Genomic DNA, 17,158 nt, shown 5'->3' on the forward strand with positions numbered 1-17,158 from the left:
AGTCGTTCCCACTCGGCATCCGTCAGATCACCCCGTCCCATGTCCATATCAACGACTTGGGAACGGAGTCGTCACATGATCGACCGGACAAGTCCTAGTAGGGCTTGGTCAGGTTCGCATTGGGGTGGGTATGTCGCGGTGGCAGGTGGGGCAGGCACCGGACCAGAGGGCGAGGAGTGTCTGTAGCTCGCGGACGACCTGGTAGAGGCTCAGGCCGGCGCCGCGTCTTTTGGGGCCCGGGCCAGCCGTTGCAGGGTGCAGAAGGCGTGCGCGACGGAGACGAGGGTGACGTGGTGGTGCCATCCGTTGAAGGTGCGGCCCTCGAAGTGGGCAAGCCCCAGAGCCTGTTTCATCTCCCGGTAGTCGTGCTCGATGCGCCAGCGGAGTTTGGCGAGGTGGACCAGGGTGGTCAGCGGCATGCCGGAAGGCAGGTCGGACAGCCAGTACTGCACCGGTTCGCTCGCGCCGGCGGGCCATTCGGCCAGCAGCCAGCACACGGGCAGTTCCGGGCCCTCGACGTGCTGGCGGACCTCACGTCCGGCAGACCGGACGCGCAGGGCCACGAAGCGGGAGTACATCCGCTTGCGGCCCGAGCGGCCGGTGCCGGGCCGGGAGCCCTGGCGCCACTGCACCGGCCTTGCCGCCTTCCGGCCCGCCGCGATGACCAGCTCCTTCACCGGCCGCGGCTTGTCGGGATACTTCGCCACCGGCGGGCGTCCCGTCCCGGAGTACGGCCCGGCCACCAACGCCGCGTCGGCGGGCTGGGCCGACAGCGTGGTGGAGATCCCCACCACGTAGTTCAGGCCGCGGTCCTGCAGTGCGTGCCGGAAAGCGGCGGCGTCGCCATATCCGGCGTCCGCGACGGCCAGCGGCACCTCGAGTCCCCAGGAGCGGGTCTCATCGAGCATGTCCAGGGCCAGCTGCCACTTCTCCACATGCCCGACATCGTCCGGGATGCCGCAAGCGGTGCGGCGGGCGACCTTGTCCGCATCGGCCTCCGGTGAGGCGGGATCCCAGGTCCTGGGCACAAACAGCCGCCAGTTGACCGCCGCCGAGGCATGATCGGACGCGAGGTGGAGCGAGACGCCGACCTGGCAGTTGGTGACCTTGCCCGCAGTGCCGGTGTACTGCCGCGATACGCAGGCCGACGCGCTCCCGTCCTTGAGGAACCCAGTGTCGTCGAAGACCAGGGCCTCGGGCCCGATCGCCTCCTCCATCCGCCAGGCGAGCTGGGCCCGGATGTGTGCCGGGTCCCAGGGGCTGGTGGTGATGAAGTTGGCCAGCGCCTGACGATTGCCGTCCTCGCCCAGCCGGGCGGCCATCGGCTCGACCGACTTACGCTGCCCGTCGGTCAGTAGTCCTCGCAGGTAGACCTGCCCCCACCGGCGCTGATCCTTGCGCGCGAACGGCTCGAACACCTCCGCCGCGAACATGTCCAACTCACCACGCACCACAGCAATCTCGTCCGGAGTCACACACTCTCAACGCCACACCGGGCCCGGAGGACACGCACCACCACAACCGACCTGACCAAGCCCTACTAGTGTCCTGCGCCAGAAATGACGAGGCTAAGTGCGTAGGCTGTTTTCATGGCGTCGCGGGGTCCTCGTGCTGTCGAAGTCATACTGTCTGCCGAGGAGCGGGCAGAGCTGGTGCGTTGGGCGGGTGGTGCGGTGTCGGCCCGTGTGGCGGAGCGGGCCCGGATCATTCTGGCCTGTGCGGAGGGAGCGTCAAATACCGGTGTAGCAGCGGATTTTGGGGTGTCCACGGAGACGGTGCGCAAGTTGCGCTCGCGGTTCGTGGCCCGGCGGGTGGCGGGGCTGGTGGACGAGCCGCGGCCGGGCCGGCGCAAGCCGGAGCTGGTGCTCTCCGAGGCCGAGCATGCGGAGCTGACGCGCTGGGCACGGCGGGCGAAGACCCGTGAGTGTGGTGGCCAGCGCGGCCGCGACGATGGCCGGCCAGTACCTGGCGCGCGGCTTCATGGGGAGCCCGCACGCGATCGTCGTTGTCACCGGTCGTTCCCGGCGGGTCAGGCGTCCAGGGGGCGCCAGGCCGGACCGTCGCCGTCCCGCCGGACCTGCCCGAACACGACGTCGGCGAAGTGGGTGCCGAAGCCGATTGTGTCGGGTTCTTCCAGCTCGGCGACGAGACGGCGGCGGTGGTCGGCGGACCGAACGGGGTCGTAGTCGGCGGCCGCGGACCATTCGGGGTGGTCGACCTGGATCGGTGAGTGCAGGGCGTCGCCGAAGGCGATCAACCGCCGCCTGCCCGACGTGATGACGTACTCGGCATGCCCGGCCGTGTGACCGGCGGTGATCCGGACTCGCACACCGGGGAAGATCTCCTGACCGTCCGTCACCGTGCGCACATACGGTGCCAGGCCGGTAACCTCCTCGGCCATGCCGTGCTCCGCCAAGATGTCTCGCTGAGCCCATTCCGGCTCGGACACCAGGTAGTCGGCCTGGGTGAACGCGGGCCGGTCACCGCCCGGGGCGGAGGGCCAGGCCCAACCGATGTGATCGGGGTGCAGGTGCGTGAACGCCAGCACCTCGATCTCTTCCGGCCTACGGCCGAGTTCGGCCAGATTGTCCAAGAGCGCACCCCCATGGATAACGCCACGGGGGGTGCCCGGGTCGGGCGGCAGCGTCTGCGGCCCGAACCCCGCGTCGATCAGCAACGCGCGATCGCCGTTCTCCACCAGCAGGGCGCCGATGCTCGCCACGAGGTGGCCGGAGGCGTCCAGGTAGTCCGGGTGTCCGGCCCACACCTCATCGGTGGTGGCCCGGAGCCAACCGCGGGGCGGGAGCCGCACGTCCCCGTCCGGCACGAAGGACACCCTCGTGTCGCCCAGCCATACCGAGCGGATACCCGCCGGCCGCCGCAGCCGCTTGCTCTGGTCAACCGCGGAGTTCATCACCATGGTCCCTCTCCCCCTTCGGTGTCAGCTCGTCGCCGCGTCTCCCGGCGGCGACCACGCCACCATAAGCGTCAAGCTAGAAACATTCAAGCTCTAATTATTCTGGCTTGATGGACTTGCTAGGGTGGATGCATGCCGACGCCCCCGGAACCGCAAGCCATCGCCGAGCGAGAGCTGTGCGGTCTGGTGAACGGACTGGCCCAGCAGATCGCCGATCACGTACGCGAACGCGCCGTCACCCTTGGCCTGACGGCAGCCCAGGCGACCGCGCTGCGGGAGTTGACCGGGCCGATGACCATGCGCGAGCTCGCCGAACGCATGAGCTGCGAGCCCTCCAACGCCACCTTCGTCGTCGATAAGCTCGAGAAACAGGGCCTGGTCGAGCGCCACGCGCATCCCACCGACCGCCGCGCCAAGCTCCTCATCCTCAACGCTGAGGGCACTGCCCTCCGCGAACGGCTCCTCGAACTCCTCGCCCAGGACTCACCGCTGGCCGGCCTCACCCCCCAGCAGCAGCGCGTCCTTCAGGACCTGCTCGAGCAGGCCATCATCCGGTCATGAGCTGACGCCGACAAAAGGAGATAGGCCCGGCCGAGCCACCTCAACCGATCCACAACTCTTGACAATGACTCCCGCTGCGGAGCCCTCGGTGCTGACACCACCTCGGTCGGAGTTGGTCATTTCCGGTCTTCGTCCTGCGCGTACTGCGGTCTGTCAGACTCGGGTCGCGGCGGACGAACTGGGGGAACCGCGGACAGCGGTGGGCGGCATTGTCCGCAGTCTGGGCGCGCGATGGCGCGCCGGGTCCGACTGCCCCGCCGCAGTCCCGCAGTTCGGCGCGGTGGCCGCGAAACCCTGACCAACTCGCGCGGCGTACGACGAGGTGATGGCCCTGGGATCATTCGTCGGCGGGCACCACCCTGGTCACCTTGCCGTCGGTGTCGGCCTCCAGAAAGCCGCCCTCGTTGTACTCGTTGCTGAGGTACACGGCCATACCGGCGGGGGTGTCGAACACGTCGCTCGGCTGCCGGATAAGCAAGTAGCGGCTCGTGACACTGTTAACCTTCAGCTTCTTTTCGGCCTCGGCCAGCAGTGCGGGGACCTCGTCCCAGTCGAATCCGTCCAGGCTCATCGGCTGCTCGCTTTCGGGCAGCGTGCCCTTGATGATTCCCTTCTCCACGCCCCGGTCGACGCGGTAGGTGTAGGTGTCGTACCTGGTCCGACTGCCCTTGACCATCACGTCGGCGGAGACGTACTCGGGATATACCGAGAAGTCGCCGAACTGGTCGCTGCCCGTCTCCTCCTTGAAAGCCCTGATCGCGGTGCGGATGCCGTCGGGCGTCAGCAGGTCGGTGGTCCTCTCCTGTTTCGTCTCCGGGGACGTGGGCGTCGAGGTATCGCCCGTCGACGGCCTCGCACTCGCGCCGCTCGGGGAATCCCCGGAGGACGAGGATCCGGACTTGTCAGCGCCCGGCAGCAGTACCCACACCAGGACCGCGGCAAGCACCGTGCCGGCAGCGGACAGGACGACCGCGGCCCAGCGCCCTCGCCGAGCCGGGCGGGCGGGCGTCGGCGCACCGGGCCGTATCGGGTACGGCATGGACGCGGATGGCATCCAGGGAACGGCGTCCTGCGGTGTCGGCGGAACGGCGTCCTGCGGTGTCGGGTATGCCTCCGGCGGACCGAACCCGTTCGGGCCTGACGGAAATGCCGAGGCGGTTCCGGTAGCCGGCGGAGGCGTCAGCCGGTAGGACGTGGGTTTCGCACGGCCATCGGCGACGGCCGCCAGCATCCGGTCCAAGGTCTCGGCATCCGGCCGCGCTGCCGGATCCCGCACCAGCACGCGCCTCAGCACGTCCGCCAGCGGTCCGGCCTTCACCGGCGGCGGGACCTCCTCGTAGAGGACGGCTGCGAGTGTGGCCAGCGTCGTGCCCCGACGCAGCGGATTACTGCCCTCGACGGCGGCGTACAACAGCATCGCCAATGACCACAGGTCCGAGGCCGACCCTGCGTCCTTGCCCGAGATGCGCTCCGGTGCCATGTAGTCGGGCGTACCGATGATCGACCCGGTGGCGGTGAGGGCCGTCGATTCGCGGATGGCTGCGATGCCGAAGTCCGTGAGCACGGGGCGGCCGTCGGGGCGCAGCAGCACGTTGGCGGGCTTGACGTCCCGGTGTTGGATGCCCGCGTCGTGCGCGGCGCGCAGCGCGGCCAGCACCTCCCGTCCGGTCCATGCCGTCTCGACGGGGTCCATCGGCCCCCGGCCCAGCCGGTCGGCCAGCGAGCCGCCGCTGACCAGTTCCATGACGATCCACGGATAGGTCCCCTCGCCGCCGTCGACGATGTGATGGATCGTCACAACGTTCGGGTGCTCGATCCTCGCCAGCGCCCTGGCCTCGCGCAACACGCGTTCCCGCAGCATCCGCGCGCCGTCGGGGTCGTATTCGGCAAGCGCCGCGTCCGGCGGCCGCACCTCCTTGACGGCTACGTTCCGCCGCAGTACGAGGTCCGTGGCCCGCCAGACCGTACCCATCCCGCCGCCGCCGAGCCGCACCTCCAGCTGGAACCGCCCATCAATGACCCGTCTGCCGGTGTCCGCCTCGCTCATGCGCCGGAGCTTAGAGGACACGTGCGACAGCTTCCCCGGGCGGGGCGGTGAGCGACACGACATGGGACGGCCTTCTCATGCCGGTGACAGGGCAGCGCCGTTGGCGTACCTCGCGCCGGCGACGACGTTCGCTCCGACTACGGCGTGGCGACGGCCGTCGACCTGCCGAGATGGGTGAGGGGGCCGGAGCCAGGGACTGGGATCTCGTGAAAGCCGAGGCGGTCGTAGAACGCCCGCGCGGGAGTGTTGGCGCTGGCCATCCCCAGATGGACGGCCGGAACGCCTCGGTCGTAGAGCGCGGCCAGGAAGGAGTTCATCAACTGCCGCCCGTAGCTTCGCCGTTGCCATTCCGGCAAGAGATCGATGTGCAAGTGCGCCGGGTACGCCACGAGCTCGGGCACGATCATCCGCTCAGGAGCGTGCAGTAGCCGTATCATCTCCTCGCTTGGCGTACGGGGTGCCGTCGCGGGTTCGGGGTAACGTCGGGCGACGCGAGGGATCCATGTCTCACGGAAGTTCTTGACGAACTGTTCGGTGTCCGCGGTGCCGACGATGTAGCCGACCGGTCGGCCGAATCCGTCGTCCAGCGAGACCAGGGCCACGGAGGCGACGTCGCGTACGCGGGTGAGCAGGCCCACCAGTTCCAGGTCGACGGAGTGGGACGAGCTCGCTCCAGGCGGCGACGGCAGCGTGTGCCCGTTCCTTCGACCCGTAGGTGTTGGCGAGGTCGGCCGCCACGGCGGAGCGCCACTGCTCGTCGGTGATCTGCCCCGTGATGGCGGGGTGGACGCGGGCCGGGGCGAAGGCTGCGGCCGCGAGTGCGCCAGCGGGCAGTCCGTGGGTGTGCTCGATCTCGTCGTCGGCGGACCAGTGCCGCAGGACGCCATCGACGTCGCAGAGTACGCCGTGTACGGCGCTGAAGGGTGGGTCGGGCGGTGCTCAGTCATGCCCGCAGTCTGCTTCCCCGCGCGGCGCGGGAAGGCTCATCCGGCCAGGACGACGGGGCGCACGGGTGCACCGTGCACGAGGACGCTGGTGACCAGTTCGGCGAGGCCGAGCGGGTAGACCGTCTCGGCCGTGGCGCGCAGGTCGGCCAATGCCCACCAGCGGTGTTCGCGGATGTTGTCGGGCTGCGACGCCCGGGCCGGGTCGACGTCGGCGGCGGAGACTCGAGTGAGGAAGTACGTCTCCGCCTGGCGCACCTTCCGCCCGCCGACGAGGTGGTCCTTGCTGCGCTCCGCGAGCTGCGCCCCCAGCTCGACCGTCTTCTCGTCGGTGCCGAGTTCTTCACGCAGTTCGCGGAGCGTCGCCGTGGCGTGGTCCTCTCCGTCCTCCAGGGAGCCGCCGGGTGTGGCCCAGAAGCCGCCGTTCTCGTCGTAGCGCAGCAGCAGGACGCGGTCCTCAGAATCGAGGACACCGCCGCCGGCCACCCCGAGCACCGGCCGGCCCCTCGTTGGGCGCCTGGACGCCGATGCCGCGCTGCGCGTCGACCATACCCAGGCCGTGATCGCCCTCGCCCGCCGCAGAGTCAACGTCCTGTGGGCCCTGATCCGCGACGGTCGACTCTACGAGGTCGCCCCACCCCGGCCCACCGGTTAGGTTCTGCATCGAAATCGAGGCGACGAGCCTTGTCCCCTCTCGGCAGACTGCGCACATGTCCACCGACGTGAGCGGAATGATCGAGTGCCGACCCTTGGCCCGGATCTGGGGAGAGGACGACGAGGACGCGGTATGGCACGCCGCCATTGACCTCTTCCTCCTCAACACGGGCACCGCCTACGACGCCCTCGCCTGCCTCTTCGGCGTCCGCAACTCCTTCGGGTTCCGGCCGCTGACCGAGGACCGCAGTCTGCCGGAGGACGCCTCGGACGGACTGCGGGACGCGTTCAACGCGTGGGGCAGGCCACAGGACGCGCACGGAACGACATGGATCAGCTGGGCCGAGTTGGCAGCCGCCAACTGGGACGAGACAGATCGGTCCGGCACGCTCAGCCGAAGGACGGTCGCCGGTGACGAGACCCACTGGGCGCCGGTCTGGGACGTGATGCGGACGCTTGGCGAGCTGCATGGCCCAGAGCACGTGCGACTCGTGGTCTGGTTCGACTGATCGCGGAACTGGTTCTCCCCCTCGATGCAGCTTGACTTCTCCATTGGGAAGCTTGTTTGAGCGCTACGTGGCCAGTGACGTCCCGTGACCGGTCTCGCTGCGGCGACTTGCGGTCTCGTGCGGAGATCCCTGTACGCCACTACGCGGATCTGCTGTCCTGACGGGCCGTGAACACCTGGACGGACCACCTTGCAGCAACCCCGGCATCCGAATAGCGGCTCTTCGTGGATGGGCCTGGGTGAGCCGCCCCTCTCTCATCGCCGCTGCTGTGTCGCGTGGCAGCGGTCGCCGATCGCGCGGAGGGCATCGAGTAGTTCGGGGGGACCGTCGACTGCGAAGTCGGCGTCGATGACGAGAATGTGTGCGGCGAGCATGTGCGGAGTCTCCGCGCCGACATGGACGAGACAGGTATGGTCGTCGACGGCTTCGACGACTGTGGCCGGGGTCAGCCATTGCACCAGTTCGGTGGCCGGTTTGTGCACGAGCACCCGTGCGCGGTAGCGGGTGAGTGCGGCGTCGACGCCTTTGGTGACGTAGGCGGTCAGGTCCTGTTCCGGGGGCTCGCGGGGTGTGAAGCGGGGCCCGGTGGGGGTGCGGGGCTGTATCCGGTCGACGCGGAAGGTGCGCCAGTCGGCGCGGCCGGGATCCCAGCCGACGAGGTACCACTTACGGCCGAGGTGCACCAGCCGGTACGGCTCGATCTCCCTGTGCTGGTCGGTGCCGTCGTGGGTGCGGTAGTCGAAGCGGAGGCGGTGCTGGTCCCGGCAGGCCGCGGCGATCGCGGTCAGGACCTCCGGGGCGACGGTCGGTCCGCCGTGTTTGGGGGTGACGGTGGAGGCGCGCAGGAGGGTGATCCGGTGGCGCAGCCGGGAGGGCAGGACCTGTTCGAGCTTGGCCAGCGCGCGGGTGGCCGCTTCCTCGATCCCGGCGACCGCGCCACCGGTGGCGCTGTTCAGGCCGATTGCGACGGCGGTGGCCTCGTCGTCGTCGAGCAGCAAGGGGGGCAGCTTTGCCCCGGGCGCGAGCCGGTAGCCGCCGCCCACGCCGGGCAGCGCGTGCACCGGGTAGCCGAGCTCGCGCAGCTTGTCGATGTCGCTGCGCACGGTGCGCGCGCTCACCCCAAGCCGCTCGGCGAGCTCCGGCCCGGTCCATGAGGGGCGGGCCTGCAGCAGGGACAGAACCTGGAGCAATCGGGCCGAGACGGTCATCACATTGCGTTACTTTACCCCTATTGCGGAAGGGATCCTTCCGCAATAGGGAGTGTCATGGTGGGCATGACGAACCACAACACCGCTGACCCCAAGACCGAGATCCGTCCGTTCCGGATCGAGATCCCGCAGGCCGACCTCAAGGACCTGAATGAGCGCCTGGCCAGGGTCCGCTTCCCGGACGAGCTGCCCGGCGCCGGCTGGGACCTCGGTGTCCCGACCGGGTACCTGGCCGAGCTGGTCGACTATTGGCGCACCGGCTACGACTGGCGCAAGCACGAGGCCGCACTGAATGAGTTCCCGCAGTTCGTGACGGAGATCGACGGCACCCAGGTGCACTTCCTGCACGTGCGCTCGCCCGAGCCGGACGCGGTGCCGCTGATCCTCACCCACGGCTGGCCGGGCTCGATCGTGGAGTTCCTCGGCGTGATCGGCCCACTGAGCGACCCGCGCGCCCACGGCGGCGATGCGGCCGACGCCTTCCACCTGGTCATCCCCTCCGTTCCCGGCTTCGGATTCTCCGGCCCCACCCGCGAGGCGGGCTGGAATCCGAACCGGGTGGCCCGGGCCTGGGTGGAGCTGATGCACCGCCTCGGCTACGAACGTTTCGCCGCCCAGGGTGGCGACCTGGGCGCGTTGATCACACCGGAGATCGGCCGGGTCGCACCGAGTCGGTCATCGGGATCCACGTGAACGCCGCCACCCTCGGCTTCCAGCCGATGGGCCCCGCGCCGGAGGATGTGGTGGCCAAGCTGACGGACCAGGAGCGGCAGCGCCTTGCGGCGATCGGCATGTTCGCCGCCGTCGGCTCCGGTTACATGGCGATTCAGTTGACCCGTCCGCAGACCGTCGCGTACGGCCTGACCGACTCGCCCGCCGGCCAGCTCGCCTGGATCATCGAGAAGTTCAAGGAGTGGTCCAACCCCTCCGCCGAGCTGCCTGAAGACGCGGTCGACCGGGACACCCTGCTCACCAACGTGATGCTGTACTGGCTCACCGCGACAGCAGGGTCGGCAGCGCGGATGTACTACGAGGTAGGCAAGTACGCCCAGGCCGGGTGGTTCCCCCTCACGCGTTCCAAAGTGCCCACCGCGGTGGCGAACTTCGCCGGCGACACGGCGATCCGGCACTGGACCGAAGAAGCCAACAACGTCGTCCGCTGGAGCGAGTTCGACCGCGGCGGACACTTCGCGGCCCTGGAGGCCCCCGACCTGCTGACCCGCGACGTCAGGGAGTTCTTCCGCGACCTGCGCTGATCTCACAGCGACGACCCGCCCGCGGCCCGGATGCCAGTGATCCGGCTGCGGCCTGGCCCCGGTGCTGATGCCGGGGCCCTCTCGCGTAGACGACGGTGTCGACGCGTCCCCAGGCGTCCAGGACTGCCTTCACCACGTCGGAGGCCGCGCCCGCCGAGGTCAGATCCGCCTGGACGTACAGCCCGTCCCGGAGAAGGCCGAGCAGCTCCGCCACCCGGTCGGCGGGACGTGACCCGACGACCGCGACCCGGTAGCCGTCGGAGCCGAGCCGACGAGCCGTTTCGGCACGATCCCCGAGGATCCGCCGAAGACTATGGCAACCGGAGGGGGGAAGGGGTTCCTCGGTGCTTTCCTGAGTGCGCATTGATGCCTTCGCGCTCACGCCGGGATCGAGAGGGCCCGGCCGAGCCACCTCAACCGATCCACAACTCTTGACAATGACTCCGGTGGATGTCGTCCGCGACGCTGAGGACCTGGTCTGTGTCCTTGGGCCGGATACGGGCAGGTAGCTGTCGGGGCGACGGGTCGTTCGACTCCGCGGAGCTGGACGCGGACCTGGAGGGTTCGGCCAACCGGATCCCCAGCCCCTGCTCAGCGACTCCGAACGGGACGACGCCGGGTGCCTGCTGCTGTGTCATCCGGCCGCCTGAAGCGCCGTCCACGGCTTCTGTCCCACGATCTTCACAAGCGCCCCGGTGCGCAACGGCTGCCGGGCGGGCATGGTGTTGCTCGACGCGTTCGTCTGCCTGCCGCGACCGGCCGGTGGAACGGCCGACACCGCGGGTGGGATCGATGGAGTGCCTGGCAGCGATCCACGGGCAAGCGAAAGGCGTCCGAGGCATACCGCCTCGAGCAGCAGAAAGGGATGAACACTGTGACACGACCCAGGATCCTGGTGGTTGGCGCAGGCTTCGCCGGCGTGGAGTGCGTTCGCCGTCTGGAACGCAAACTCTCCCCCGACGAGGCCAACGTCACCCTGGTGACACCGCGCGCCTACCAGCTCTACCTGCCCCTGCTGCCCCAGGTCGCCTCCGGGGTGCTGACGCCCCAGTCGATCGCCGTCTCGCTGCGCCGCAGCAAGAAGTACCGCACCCGGATCATTCCGGGCGGTGCGATCGGCGTGGACCTCAAGGCCAAGGTCTGCGTCATCCGCACCATCACCGACCAGATCGTCGACGAGCCGTACGACTACATCGTGCTGGCCCCCGGCAGCGTCACCCGCACCTTCGACATCCCCGGCCTCACCGACAACGCCTTCGGCATGAAGACGCTCGCCGAGGCCGCGTACGTCCGCGACCACGTCATCTCCCAACTCGACCTCGCCGACGCGAGTGAGGACCCGGCCGAGCGTGCCGCACGGCTGCAGTTCGTAGTGGTCGGCGGCGGGTACGCCGGCACCGAGACCGCGGCCTGCCTGCAGCGCCTCACGCACGCCGCCGTCAAGCGCTACCCCCGCCTGGACCCGGGCCTGATCAACTGGCATCTGATCGACATCGCCCCGAAGCTGATGCCGGAGCTGGGCGACAAGCTCGGCCACAGCGCCACGGAGATCCTGCGCCGGCGCGGCATCGAGATCTCGCTCGGCGTCTCGATCGACAAGGCGGGCCCGGAAGAGGTCACCTTCACCGACGGCCGGGTGATCCCCACCCGCACCCTGATCTGGACCGCCGGTGTGGTCGCGAGCCCGCTCATCGCCACGCTCGGAGCGGAGACCGTGCGGGGGCGGCTCGCGGTCACCACCGACATGAATCTGCCGGGCCACGACGGAGTGTTCGCGCTCGGCGACGCCGCCGCGGTGCCCGACGAGGCCAAGGGGGTGGAGGGCGCGGTGTGCCCGCCCACCGCCCAGCACGCCCTGCGGCAGGGCAAGCACGTCGCCGACAACGTCATCGCGACGCTGCGCAACCAGCCGACGAAGCCGTACGTCCACAAGGACCTCGGCCTGGTCGTCGACCTCGGCGGCAAGGACGCCGTCTCCAAGCCGCTCGGCATCGAACTGCGCGGCCTGCCCGCCCAGGCCGTGGCCCGTGGCTACCACTGGTCGGCGCTGCGCACCAACGTCGCCAAGACCCGGGTCATGACGAACTGGGTGCTCAACGCGGTCGCCGGCGACGATTTCGTCCGCACCGGTCTCCAGACCGGCAGGTCCCTCAAGCTGAAGGACCTGGCGGCCGTCGACGCCTATCTGACGCCGGAAAAGGTGCGGGCCCATGTCGAGGGCTCCGAGCGGATCGAACAGTGACGCTTCCGCGCACGTGACGTGGGTCGCTCAGGACTGCCGATCAGTTGTCGGCCGGTCGGCGGTCCAAGGAGGGACAGGACAGCGTCACAGCGAAAGGACAACCGCCATGGCCGAGACCGTGAAGGACCCCGCGAGCTACTTCCCCTCGATCGAGAAGAAGTACGGCCGGCCGATCGCCGAGTGGCAGGAGCTGATCCGTTCCTCGCCGCTGACCCGGCACATGGAGCTGGTCACCTGGTTGAAGACGGAGCACGGCCGCGGCCACGGTCATGCCAACGCCCTCGTGGCGTACACCCTGGCCGAGACCCGGGACCGGTGGGGCCTGCCCCGCCGTGTCATGCTGATGCCGGAGATCATGACGTGACACGGGAGTGAGTACGGCGGCGTGAAGGCAGCGGGACGGTCGGTGCGGGCACGGCTGCGGGACGGCATCGCCGCGTCCGATCCGGGTCTGCTGAGACTCACCGCCGGTCTGCGGACCGTGAGCGCGATCGCCCTCACGCTGGCCGTACTCAGCTTCCTCGACGTCGACGTCACGCATCTGGTCGCGGGGGCCATGGCGGCAATGGTCGCCACCTTCGCCATCCGCGAGAAGCAGCGCGGGCAGCAGGCCGTCACGCTCGCACTGGGGCTGCCGATGGCGCTGACGTCGGTGACGTTGGGCGCGCTCCTCAGCTCCCGTGTGGTGGCCGGCGACCTCTTCTTCGTCGCGCTCATCTTCTTCGCCGTCTACGGGCGCCGGTTCGGCGACCGCGGCACCACGCTCGGCCTGATCGGATTCCAGGTCTACTTCCTGTCCCTGTTCGTCAGCGCCACCGTCTCGGGACTGCCCGAGTTGTACGGCGCCATCGTCGTCGCCTTCCTCAGCAGCGCGCTGGTGCGGTTCGTGCTCGTGCCCGAGACGCCCGCGCACATTCTTCAGCGGCTGCGCGAGGCCTTCCGCGCGAGACTGGCCCAACTGGTGTCGGCGCAGCTGGACCTGCTCGACGCCGGGCCGGACGATGTGGAGAAGGCGCTGGAGGACGTGCGCAGCGGCACCGCCCGCCTGAACGAGACGGCGATGATGATCCAGGGGCGGCTGGAGGACGGCACGTCCGACGAGGCCGCGGCCCGGCTCGTGCAGCGCCGTATCGCGGACGCCGAGATCGCCGCCGAGCGGCTGGGCCTGTTGCTGCTGACCGCGCGCAGCGCCGAGCGGGCGACCACACTGACCCTGCATCTGCCCGGCGCCCCCGTCCCGGCGGGAGGTCATCTGCCCGTGCGGGACGAGGCGAGTGCCACGTTGCGCCGCGATCTGGACGCGCTGCACATGCTCGTGCTGCGGCCCGCCACCGGGGAGTCCGGCACGGCCCTGTCCCATGTGCGCAACCGGCTGCTCGGGTACCGCGACGAGGAGAACCTGCCGCCCGCCTCACCCGCCGTCCAGGATGTCTTCCGGGGCATCGGCGAGGCCTCCCGGGCGGTCCTGGGCCTGCGGATCGCCCTGGACGGGCCCCAGGACGACTCGGACGACACCCCGGCGACGGCCCGTTCGCGCGAGGAACTGGACGCCGAGGATGCCGCCATCGACGCCGGCGAGGACGACACCGTCGGCGAGGAGCAGCTGACCGGGCTGCGGCGGCCGACCACACGGGCCGCCGTGCAGGTCGCCGTGGGCTCGTCGCTCGCGATCGTCGGAGGGGAGTTCCTCTCCAGCCACCGCTGGTACTGGGCAGTGCTGACCTGCTGGATCGTGTTCCTCAACACCGCGTCCACGGGCGAGATCCTGGTCAAGGGCTACCGGCGGCTGCTGGGCACGGTGTTCGGGGTGGTGGCCGGGATCGTGCTGGCCACGCTGGTCGGGCAGCACACCTGGACCGCGTTCGCGCTGGTGCTGCTGTGCGTGTTCGCGATGTTCTACACGGCACCCTTGTCGTACACCCTGATGTCCTTCTTCGTCACCGCGGCGCTGGGCGTGCTCTACACCCTCCTGCACACCTACAGCGCCTCGGTGCTGTTGCTGCGTGTGGCGGAGACGGCGCTCGGCGCGGCCTGCGGGATCGTCGCGGCGGCGTTCGTGCTGCCGGTGCGCACGGACCGCCGTACGAACGAGCTGCTGGGCACCGTCCTGGACCGGCTCGCGGACGTCACCGAGGCGGCCGTGGACCAGCTCAGCGGCGGCCCTCCGGTCGATCTGCTGGACCAGGCGCGCGGCCTGGACCAGGCGCTGGCCGACCTGCGCGCCGCCACCCAGCCGCTCACCCACCCGGTCACGCCGCTGCGGGCCCGCCGGGACACCGCCCGCTATGTCGTCGCGCTGCTCGAGACCAGCGCGTACCACGCGCGTTCGCTGGCCGCGACGGCCGAACTGCTGCCCGCCCATCCCTCGATCGCGGCGGACCCGAGGCTACGCCGGGCCGGGCGGCGGATCCAGCACAACATCGGGGCGGTCGCCGCGCACGTCGCCGACGAGCAGGCCGCCGTCGAGATCGAGACCGGCCCGAGCATCGCCTCGCTCCTGGAGCCGGACGTCCCGGGCACACCCCGGTACGGCCGTGTCACCGACCGCGTGCTGCGACATCTGCAGCGTCTGGACGAGTCGGTGGCGGGGTTGGCCCGGCCACTGGGCATGCCTGTCCCGGCACCGCGGCGGTGACAGCGAGGCGCTCGCCTCAGATGTCCCTCGGCAGGTCGCTCACCTCGGCGATACCGCGCAGTTCGTCGTTCATCTGCTGTCGTTCGCGGATGTAGTCGGCGATCGCCGAGGAGGCGATGGCCTGGTCGCTGATGTCGCGGTCAGCGGCGACCTTCGCGAGCGGCCGTCCAACGGCGAAGGTCGAGCACCACGCCTGATCAGATCGACGCCAATTCTTCGCGGCACTCCCCGCACCCCTGCGTCGCCATGACCATTGAGGACCGTCGCGCAACGTCGCTTCAGCCGGTACACGGACTGCGCCCGAGTCCTTCGGCGGCTCTACGCCACCGCCGCGGCCAGGCGGGTCAACGACCCGTCGAGCTCGTCGGCGGAGACGACCGGCAGGCGAGGCAACCCTGCCGGGTGGGTGACCGCCGTCCAGTCGTAGGTCTGGGTCACCTCGGTGTGACCGTCGTCGGTCGGGGTGAGCTTCCAGGTGAAGCGGTGACCGGCCGGGCGCTGACCTGGTTGGCCAGGGGCCCAGCCAATGACCCGGTTCTCGGTGAAAGCCACGACGTGGCTCTCGATCTGGTAGTCGCCAATCTCGTCGTTGTGCATAGCCATGACGAAGGTGTCGCCGACGGCGTCGACCGGGTGGGAGGTTTTGGCCTGCCGCAGGAGGCCGGTGGCGTCGAGTTCGGGGTGGCGGCGGGGGCCGCGGAGACCTGCGTCGCCGCCCACCGCGAATGCCTGCGCAACCCGTCGCCCAGCGGAATGTTGCCGGAGGCCACTCGACTGGCTTCCGGTCGGCCGCAGGACGACTCGGAGCCCGTCGGCCGGCGGGCCGAGCGCAAGAAGGCCGCACACGCTCTGGTCCACGAGCTGCTTGCCCAAGGCCACTCACGCCGGGCGATCGCCCGGCACCTGGGCTGGGGCCTCAACACCGTGCTCCGATACGCAGCCGCCGCACGCTGGCAGGACACCTTCCGCGAGAACCGGCCCCGGTCCAGCAGGCTGGACCCCTACAAGCCGTACCTGGAGCGGCGATTCGCCGCGGCGTGCACCAGCATCACTCGACTGCACAGCGAGCTGGTGGCCGAGCACGCCACCGTCACCTACGCCATGGTCCGCGCGCACATCGCCACTTTGCGCGGGGCTCCGTCCGCCGCACCGCCGCGGCCGCCGACGGTGCGCCAGGTGACCGGTTGGCTCACCCTCCACCCCGCCGCCCTGACCGAGGAAGAGCGCGCTGGCCTGAAAGACGTTCTGACCCGTTGCCCCGAATTGGACTCGGCCGCCGGACACGTCCGCGACTTCGGCGAGATACTCAGCGATCGCCTCGGCGCCACGCTCTCTACCTGGATCGAAGCCGTCGATGCCAGCCAACTGCCCGGCCTGACCGGCTTCGCACTGCACCTGCTCCGGGACCTCGACGCCGTGATCGCAGGGCTCACCCTGGACTGGAGCTCCGGCAGCATTGAGGGTGCCGTGAACCGCATCAAGAAGATCAAGAGACAGCTCTATGGTCGAGCCGGATTCGGATTGCTCCGAAAAATGATCTTGCTTCAGTGGCTCCTCGCGACAGTGTTGGTCTGCCGCCGGTCGGTGCGTTCGAGGTCAGAGTTCGGTCGTCCAGATCCCAACAGGGTGCTCACTCGGTGGCAGCCACAACTGAGGCTGTGACTCCCGATGCCTCTCCTCAGCCTGTTCTTCCCAATGAAAGCGGTCATCCACGTCGGGCCACGCAACTTGCAACACGGGAAAGGGAGGCCGCCGGTAGAACCCGATGGCCCGCCCGAAGAAGGTCCGGTACCAGCGGAGATCCACCTGCCTGAGCACGACTTGGTGACCCTCGACAACGGCAGGATGCCTCTGGCCGTCAGCCAGTACAGTGCCTGCGGCGGACTTCGCTCCAAGGCTGTTGAGCATGCGATGCATGGCGTGGACATCGAGCCCGAACATGGCGAGTTCAGGTGTGCCGTGAGTGTGCGACAGGCCGATCGTGTAGGCGAATCCAGGACCGATCTCGTCCTCGGGAACCATCACGACGTGCCATCCGTGCTGTTGAACATTGTCGATGATCGTCAGATCCATGCGGTCCGCTTCGTCTCGGTCACCGTAGTCATGGCAGAGGACGCAGCGGCACTGGAACGGATCATCAGTCATGTGCGGAGGCTACGAGACGAGCGTCTGAGTCGGGCAGCCG

The 17,158-nt window shown here is 69.4% G+C and carries 16 protein-coding genes and 2 pseudogenes; 8 read left to right on the top strand and 10 right to left on the bottom strand.

Going from position 1 to position 17,158, the window contains the following annotated elements; genetic code table 11:
* Positions 1-209 precede the first annotated feature (209 nt).
* Positions 210-1,475 carry an IS701 family transposase gene (locus OP79_RS43245; RefSeq protein WP_033328631.1) on the bottom strand — a complete coding sequence of 422 codons (1,266 nt, stop codon included), beginning with the start codon at positions 1,473-1,475 and terminating at the stop codon, positions 210-212.
* A 114-nt stretch (positions 1,476-1,589) separates the two neighbouring features.
* On the opposite strand from OP79_RS43245, the pseudogene OP79_RS52860 reads away from it, so the two are divergent.
* Positions 1,590-1,841: pseudogene (locus OP79_RS52860) on the top strand (helix-turn-helix domain-containing protein); the annotation flags it as partial.
* A gap of 188 nt (positions 1,842-2,029) precedes the next feature.
* Here the strand turns inward: OP79_RS52860 and OP79_RS43250 are convergent.
* Positions 2,030-2,914 carry an MBL fold metallo-hydrolase gene (locus tag OP79_RS43250; protein ID WP_051745512.1) on the bottom strand — a complete coding sequence of 295 codons (885 nt, stop codon included), beginning with the start codon at positions 2,912-2,914 and terminating at the stop codon, positions 2,030-2,032.
* A 135-nt stretch (positions 2,915-3,049) separates the two neighbouring features.
* On the opposite strand from OP79_RS43250, the gene OP79_RS43255 reads away from it, so the two are divergent.
* Positions 3,050-3,478, top strand: coding sequence for a MarR family winged helix-turn-helix transcriptional regulator (locus tag OP79_RS43255; protein ID WP_033328632.1), 429 nt, complete (start codon positions 3,050-3,052; stop codon positions 3,476-3,478).
* A 337-nt stretch (positions 3,479-3,815) separates the two neighbouring features.
* Here the strand turns inward: OP79_RS43255 and OP79_RS43260 are convergent, their stop codons facing one another.
* From OP79_RS43260 to OP79_RS43270, 3 genes are all read right to left on the bottom strand, one after another.
* The gene (locus OP79_RS43260) at positions 3,816-5,525 is read right to left on the bottom strand and encodes a serine/threonine-protein kinase (RefSeq protein ID WP_033328633.1); all 1,710 of its coding nucleotides are present in this window, start codon (positions 5,523-5,525) and stop codon (positions 3,816-3,818) included.
* Positions 5,526-5,662: 137 nt separating this feature from the next.
* Positions 5,663-6,163, bottom strand: a complete 501-nt coding sequence (locus OP79_RS52865; protein WP_245685650.1) for a GNAT family N-acetyltransferase — start codon at positions 6,161-6,163, stop codon at positions 5,663-5,665.
* Between the two features lie 345 nt (positions 6,164-6,508).
* The gene (locus OP79_RS43270) at positions 6,509-6,964 is read right to left on the bottom strand and encodes an NUDIX hydrolase (RefSeq protein WP_033328634.1); all 456 of its coding nucleotides are present in this window, start codon (positions 6,962-6,964) and stop codon (positions 6,509-6,511) included.
* Positions 6,965-7,179: 215 nt separating this feature from the next.
* Here OP79_RS43270 and OP79_RS43275 point away from each other — a divergent pair, with 215 nt between their 5' ends.
* Positions 7,180-7,632: a hypothetical protein gene (locus tag OP79_RS43275; protein ID WP_033328635.1), complete on the top strand. Its 453-nt coding sequence runs from the start codon at positions 7,180-7,182 to the stop codon at positions 7,630-7,632.
* Between the two features lie 254 nt (positions 7,633-7,886).
* On the opposite strand, the gene OP79_RS43280 is transcribed toward OP79_RS43275, so the two are convergent.
* Positions 7,887-8,843, bottom strand: a complete 957-nt coding sequence (locus OP79_RS43280) for a helix-turn-helix transcriptional regulator (protein ID WP_078492391.1) — start codon at positions 8,841-8,843, stop codon at positions 7,887-7,889.
* Positions 8,844-8,906: 63 nt separating this feature from the next.
* Here OP79_RS43280 and OP79_RS50050 point away from each other — a divergent pair.
* Positions 8,907-10,096 (top strand): annotated as a pseudogene (locus tag OP79_RS50050) (epoxide hydrolase family protein).
* Here OP79_RS50050 and OP79_RS55655 read toward each other — a convergent pair.
* On the bottom strand, positions 10,068-10,460 hold the full coding sequence (locus OP79_RS55655; RefSeq protein ID WP_157857467.1) for an SDR family NAD(P)-dependent oxidoreductase: 393 nt from the start codon (positions 10,458-10,460) through the stop codon (positions 10,068-10,070). The pseudogene OP79_RS50050 and the gene OP79_RS55655 overlap by 29 nt on opposite strands.
* Before the next feature lie 501 nt (positions 10,461-10,961).
* On the opposite strand from OP79_RS55655, the gene OP79_RS43295 reads away from it, so the two are divergent.
* The 3 genes from OP79_RS43295 (at position 10,962) to OP79_RS43305 (ending at position 14,973) form a co-directional block, all read left to right on the top strand.
* Complete coding sequence (locus OP79_RS43295; protein ID WP_033328638.1) at positions 10,962-12,338, top strand: NAD(P)/FAD-dependent oxidoreductase; 1,377 nt, start codon at positions 10,962-10,964, stop codon at positions 12,336-12,338.
* A 106-nt stretch (positions 12,339-12,444) separates the two neighbouring features.
* Positions 12,445-12,702: a DUF4287 domain-containing protein gene (locus OP79_RS43300; protein ID WP_051745505.1), complete on the top strand. Its 258-nt coding sequence runs from the start codon at positions 12,445-12,447 to the stop codon at positions 12,700-12,702.
* A 21-nt stretch (positions 12,703-12,723) separates the two neighbouring features.
* Positions 12,724-14,973 carry an FUSC family protein gene (locus OP79_RS43305; RefSeq protein ID WP_033328639.1) on the top strand — a complete coding sequence of 750 codons (2,250 nt, stop codon included), beginning with the start codon at positions 12,724-12,726 and terminating at the stop codon, positions 14,971-14,973.
* 16 nt (positions 14,974-14,989) lie between these two features.
* On the opposite strand, the gene OP79_RS43310 is transcribed toward OP79_RS43305, so the two are convergent.
* A complete protein-coding gene (locus OP79_RS43310) occupies positions 14,990-15,244 on the bottom strand; it encodes a hypothetical protein (protein WP_033328640.1) in 255 nt (84 codons plus the stop codon).
* A gap of 47 nt (positions 15,245-15,291) precedes the next feature.
* The gene (locus OP79_RS56580; RefSeq protein WP_211270981.1) at positions 15,292-15,525 is read right to left on the bottom strand and encodes an SRPBCC family protein; all 234 of its coding nucleotides are present in this window, start codon (positions 15,523-15,525) and stop codon (positions 15,292-15,294) included.
* A gap of 3 nt (positions 15,526-15,528) precedes the next feature.
* Here OP79_RS56580 and OP79_RS56585 point away from each other — a divergent pair, with 3 nt between their 5' ends.
* Positions 15,529-16,635, top strand: a complete 1,107-nt coding sequence (locus OP79_RS56585; protein ID WP_211270982.1) for a transposase — start codon at positions 15,529-15,531, stop codon at positions 16,633-16,635.
* On the opposite strand, the gene OP79_RS52870 is transcribed toward OP79_RS56585, so the two are convergent.
* The gene (locus tag OP79_RS52870) at positions 16,570-17,118 is read right to left on the bottom strand and encodes a DUF4262 domain-containing protein (protein ID WP_078492392.1); all 549 of its coding nucleotides are present in this window, start codon (positions 17,116-17,118) and stop codon (positions 16,570-16,572) included. The two genes, OP79_RS56585 and OP79_RS52870, sit on opposite strands and share 66 nt — an antisense overlap.
* Between the last annotated feature and the right edge of the window lie 40 nt (positions 17,119-17,158).

It is taken from the genome of Streptomyces yerevanensis, assembly GCF_000716805.1.
Taxonomy (GTDB): Bacteria; Actinomycetota; Actinomycetes; order Streptomycetales; family Streptomycetaceae; genus Streptomyces; species Streptomyces flaveus.